Here is a 5451-nt window from a genome sequence, read left to right on the forward strand (position 1 = left end):
GCGGTTTCGCCAGCTTTTTGGGCGATTTTGACGGAGTCAGAATCGTGTCTTTTCTTATCTTGATACATATAGAAACAACTCAATCTTTAAAAAGTGCGTCTAATCCAGATGTGTCAAGGGGTTAACGGTAATTTGACAGGTAAAAACCCCATCTGCTATTATTTAAGTGTCACCGAAAATAATAGAATGCTAGAGAACTAGCGTCAGAAGGGGTTTATATTTTGTGTACAAAAAATTGTATATCCGAAGAGAATTATAACATCCTTGAGGACAAAACCGCAACAGGAAAAAAGCGGGATTGGCAAGGAAAGAAGAAAAAATCGAATGTTGTGTCTGCTCATTATGAGGCGTTGGAAAAACGCACAGGTTCGCCTTATTATTTGAAAAAGGCTGAAAAAGTCTGTGGTTGTGCGGAATATCTTGTGTTTAAAAAAGATAGAAAGACGGGCAAATTAAAGCTATCTCAAGCCTATTTTTGTAAAGTGAGGTTATGCCCTATGTGTGCGTGGCGAAGGTCGCTGAAAATTGCCTATCATAATAAGCTGATTGTTGAGGAAGCGAATAGGAAGTATGCGCCTGCATGGATTTTTCTCACACTGACAGTCAAAAATGTTGAAGGTGAAAACTTGGAACAGACGATTTCAGATATGATGAAAGCGTGGAATCGTTTATTTGGATATAAAGCAGTAAAAACAGCGGTGCTCGGATATTTTAGAGCACTGGAGATTACGAAGAATCATGAACAAAATACATACCATCCACATTTTCATGTGCTCATTCCTGTGAAACGAAATTATTTTGGGAAAAGCTACATAAAGCAGTCGGAATGGACAAGCCTTTGGAAACGTGCAATGAAATTGGATTACACACCGATTGTACATGTGCAGCGGGTCAAAGGGAAAAAGAGTATTGATGCGGAAGGCATTGAAAAAGAAGTGCGGGAAGCAATGGAAGAACAGAAAGCCATTTTAGAGGTTTCTAAGTATCCAGTGAAAGACACTGATGTGATTCGTGGTGATAAAGTCACCGAGGATAATCTTGATACGGTCTATTATTTAGATGGTGCTCTAGCTTCTAGGCGTTTGATCGGTTATGGCGGGATCTTGAAGGAGATCCATCAAGAGTTGAAATTAACGGATGCTGAAGAGGGCGACTTAATCAGAATTGATGAGGAAGAAGATGAGATTTCCAATGATGCATTTGAGGTCATGGCGTACTGGCATGTTGGCATCAAGAATTATATTATTACATAAAAGAGCCTGAATTTAGTTTAGGCTCTTTTGATTTCAATTATTATTTTGGTCCACCGTTGTCATAGAAATAATGATTCTCTGATGTGATGAATTTTTTTCGTTTTTTATCTTTGTAAAACCAAATCTTTGCTTTTCTTTGGTATTGATTGCCCCACATTCTACCCCATTCGTTCATTTTCCAATAGGTGTATTTAGTTTTTGTCGTTAAGATTACGGAACTAGCTGCGAGTAATGCATTTGCTGGAAAAGGTGTCATAGTTGATAACACAGCGGCAAGAATAGCATGATTGTCGTACATTGCTTTTGTTGATCCATACTTGGTATGTATGAATTTCCAGTTGCTTGCTGTTTGCATATCTCCTTGGGAAGTTACTGTTTGACTATTTTTCTTTGCGTCTGTGAGTACAATTTTGCTATTAATTGATACAGTGTCTTTGATTTTGTCATAAGAGACATTTGTTTTTTTGTTATCTTGTGTAACTGTTACACTTTTAGAATTCAAGTCTTCCAGTGTAGTAAATTGTACTTTTGAACCTTCATATTCTGCTGTTTGTGTTTGCTTACTTGATTGGCTTTGTTCCTTTTCTTCAGCGTTTGCAGTGACGGAAAATGTGCTAAATAATAAAGATAGAGACAAACCCAACGTGATGAATTTTTGTTTTTTCTTCATTTTTTTCACTCCTATTTTATTATTTAATTAGCCTAGTGTGAAAAATATAATATTGATCAAACTAAACTAAAAATTGATAGAAGGTGTTTTGTGTGCGAATTTTAAACATAGTTTTAACTTTATTGCTTTTGGCAGGTGTGATTATTGGTGTATTTTTTAATGCTCATATTGGATTGTTCATAGTTTATTTATCAGCGGGATTGATTTTGATATTTAAAAACTATGCTAAAAAGTCTTTGCAGAAATACAGCGTGATCTTAGGTATTTTGATGTTTATCTTTAGTTTCGTTTATTTATTTGTTATCTCTTAAACTTATAAAAATCACTCCATTTTTTGATATATTCTCCATCCTAACATTGATTTAATTTCTTATGGGAATTCATTGGAAAATTTCTTTTTTGGTTGCGGTGTCCGCAATCATTTTTTTTATTTTTCAATGCTTCGTTTTGGTGGATTTTTTTGTGATAAAATCCGTTCACTGTGGAGGTGAATGTGATGACGATTGTAATTAATGTGATGGATTTAGGAGCATTCATTTTTTGTACTTTGATGATCATTGCATGTGCAATTTCAGAAACAGAAGAAGCCGGCTATTGAGTCGGCTTTTTCTTTACACGCTTGACGGAAATCGAGAGATTTTAGCACGCACACAGGGGTGTGTATAAGTGCGCCATAAATGGACTGAGATTGGCGACAAAAAGTGTGAGCTGCGCGACATCATTTTGAGCAAAACGAGAATTGCAAAAACAAGTGAGATGGATCTTGTCACTAGACTTGAGCCAAACGACAGCTAGTGGAAAAGAGCATAAGGGGAAACTGCAACCACTTCATGTTTGAAATCCCAGTGTGATTTGTTTCGTGGCGGTTGCGATTTTTGAAAGGAATGTGCCTAAAAATGAAATTCTGACACACCTTTTTTTAGGAGAAAAATGCGGTAATGTGGCAGAAACGGCAAAACTGCCACACCATAAAAAGGAAAAGTGAGAAGAGCATAAGGGGTTTTTGTCCCCACTTATGGTGTGGAACTAGGCAGAGCCTAGCAAAAAAATGACCCCAAAAAGTGGAGCTAATCACTCCTGCAGAAGTGGCGGTTTTTGAGGTAATCACTTCTCTATCACTACTGAAAAATGATCGACCACTTACCGACCACTTGTCCAAGTGCCCAGTTATACGCACCAAAAAATGTGCGTGTTTTTAGAAAAGCCAACGGGGTTTTTTCACGAAATTTTGGTAACGTTTTGTGTTGTTTCGGAAAAGTGTGCACTCAAAAGGAGCGTTACTGTTTAAAAAAAGGAGTGAAAAACATATGGCATGAGTCAACGGTAAGCGGAACGAAAGTGAGCATTAAGGAGTTGACTCATTCACCAAACCCAAAGCCTATTGATTCAAACAAACCCCGTTTGTTTGCGCCCGCCGAAGGGGCATCCCCCGAAGATCGGGGGTAGGGGGTTTGAATATTTGCGATCCAACGGGCTGACCGTTGGCGGGTTTGGGCAGAGCCCGAAAAGAGTCACTAGGGAACCAGTGCCCACTTATGCACCTAGATAGATGCTGTGGGTTTTCTCTCCGTTCAAAGCAGAATGCCAAGCATTGTACCGTTGGCATGAAAGAGTCAAAAATGGTAAGATGAAAGAAATATTTGTGCGTCTGTTTTGTTTGGCGAAGGTGTGAGCGGAAAGGCGGCGACAGTCGCCTGAGTGGCAACGAAAAGCGAAGCACCGAGAGCCAAACGAGAACCCCCCCAGCTAACAGGGGGGTAGTAATCTTTCAAAAACAAGTAGACTTAATTATGAGACAAACAATGAAATGAAAACTTATAAAATAACGAGAGGGTTTTATTTTAAAATACCTCTGAGAGCGTTCAGATTCGATTCTGAGCGCTTTTATTTTTGTTCGGGTAGTTGAAATAGGGGGATGAGTTAAAAGCGCTTATAAGGGCTTTTAATGCGTTTTTTGTTTTGTCTGCTGAAATCAATCTGAAAATTTGTTTGCGAGATGCCGAAAATTTTCAAAATTGGAACGCAACAGGGTTTTAGACGTATTTCATATGCTAGGATTTAACATAAAACGGCAAAAAATGAGGGGGATGTATAAATGGCAGCTGTATCTTCAGCGGAGATCGGTCAGAAGATTAACGAATGGTATCAACATATCAAAAGGCTGAATGTAACAGATGCGGAAATGCTTCGGAGCGAGATCAGAAGGGATTTAGATGTCATGGAGGAAGATGAGCAAGCTGTTCTTTATTTTCAGCTTATGGAATTCCGCCACGAACAAATGCTTGAATACATGAATCTAGGAGCAAGGAAAATGAACAAAGCGGAGTACCTGCGTTCAGTGGAAGGGCAGGGACGAAAGTTTACTGGAGTCCTAGAATACTACTTTAATTTTTTCAGAGGGATGTTTGAGTTCTCGCAAGGTGACTATATTACTGCGATTACTTTTTATAGACAAGCAGAAAAACGTTTAGACCGGGTCGCGGATGAAGTTGAAAGAGCAGAGTTTTATTTCAAGATGGCAGAGATTTTCTATCACATGAAGCAAACTCAAATGTCTATGTATTACATCATGTTGGCTCTTGATACATATAAAGCACACCCGACATATCTTGTACGAGAAATTCAGTCTCGTTTTGTTGTTTCAGGAAATTATATTGATCTTAACAGTTCTGAAAAGTCTCTCCCGCATTTAGAAAAAGCATTAGAAAAATCACATGCGATTAAGGATGAACTGATGATTGGTATAAGTTTGATGAACTTGGGTCACTGTTATTCCAGTTTGGAAAAATATCAGTTGGCATTAGATCATCTGGAGGAAGCTGAAATTTATTTGAAAGGTCATTCTCACATACGAGCAGTCCTTTATCAGCAGGCTCTTATTCATTTCAAATTGGGTAACGATGAAATGGCGAAGGAATATTTACAACGTGGCATTGATTATTTGAAATTAAACCCTGATCAATTATTCCAATCTTTGTATGATTTTCTTGTAAATCTATATACAAAGCCACTTAATCTTGAAGATATTAAGGATTTACTGAAACGCTTTGACAATATTAGGGGTTATCCATATTTGGAAGAACTGGCATTAGAGTCCGCAGAATTTTATACTGAACGTGGGCGTATGGAGAATTCTGTATATTTGTATCAGCAAATGGTGTACGCTCAAAAACAAATTCGAAGGGGCGACTGTTTGTATGAGCATTAAAAAGAGTTTTGCTTTAGTTAGTCTTGCGATCATGATGTTTGTTGGTGGTTCGTATGTGAATCATGCAGAGACTGTTATGGAGTTGGCTATTCGATTAGGTACATGAAAGATGACAGACCTTTAAGGTCTGTTTTTTTGTTGCGCAGCATGGCCAAAAAATCAAAAAAAAATCTCCCCCTGCGGGGAAATTTGGTTTAGTCTTTGGTCTTTTAGGTTTTTGGGTTTTGATCTTTTAAAAAGATGGCGGTTTCGCCAGCTTTTTGGGCGATTTTGACGGAGTCAGAATCGTGTCTTTTCTTATCTTGATACATATAGAAACA

At 38.1% G+C, this 5451-nt stretch carries 4 protein-coding genes; 3 read left to right on the forward strand and 1 reads right to left on the reverse strand.

The window, feature by feature from the left end:
- The first annotated feature begins 221 nt into the window (after positions 1 to 221).
- Positions 222 to 1253 carry a protein rep gene (locus ES896_RS19910; protein WP_240688403.1) on the forward strand — a complete coding sequence of 344 codons (1032 nt, stop codon included), beginning with the start codon at positions 222 to 224 and terminating at the stop codon, positions 1251 to 1253.
- 40 nt (positions 1254 to 1293) lie between these two features.
- Here ES896_RS19910 and ES896_RS19915 read toward each other — a convergent pair whose 3' ends face one another.
- Complete coding sequence (locus ES896_RS19915) at positions 1294 to 1923, reverse strand: hypothetical protein (RefSeq protein ID WP_135227221.1); 630 nt, start codon at positions 1921 to 1923, stop codon at positions 1294 to 1296.
- Positions 1924 to 2589: 666 nt separating this feature from the next.
- Here ES896_RS19915 and ES896_RS20465 point away from each other — a divergent pair.
- Positions 2590 to 2718: a hypothetical protein gene (locus tag ES896_RS20465; RefSeq protein WP_276320963.1), complete on the forward strand. Its 129-nt coding sequence runs from the start codon at positions 2590 to 2592 to the stop codon at positions 2716 to 2718.
- Positions 2719 to 4018: 1300 nt separating this feature from the next.
- A complete protein-coding gene (locus tag ES896_RS19925) occupies positions 4019 to 5131 on the forward strand; it encodes a Rap family tetratricopeptide repeat protein (protein ID WP_135227223.1) in 1113 nt (370 codons plus the stop codon).
- The last annotated feature ends 320 nt before the right edge of the window (positions 5132 to 5451 follow it).

Source organism: Bacillus sp. 005/A4HT-01/001 (assembly GCF_004634445.1).
Taxonomy (GTDB): domain Bacteria; phylum Bacillota; class Bacilli; order Bacillales; family Bacillaceae; genus Bacillus; species Bacillus altitudinis.

Bases quoted from the DNA above. Each gene is read 5' to 3' on its own strand.
- ES896_RS19915 (WP_135227221.1), bottom strand. From the start codon at position 1,923: ATGAAGAAAAAACAAAAATTCATCACGTTGGGTTTGTCTCTATCTTTA.
- ES896_RS19925 (WP_135227223.1), top strand. From the start codon at position 4,019: ATGGCAGCTGTATCTTCAGCGGAGATCGGTCAGAAGATTAACGAATGG.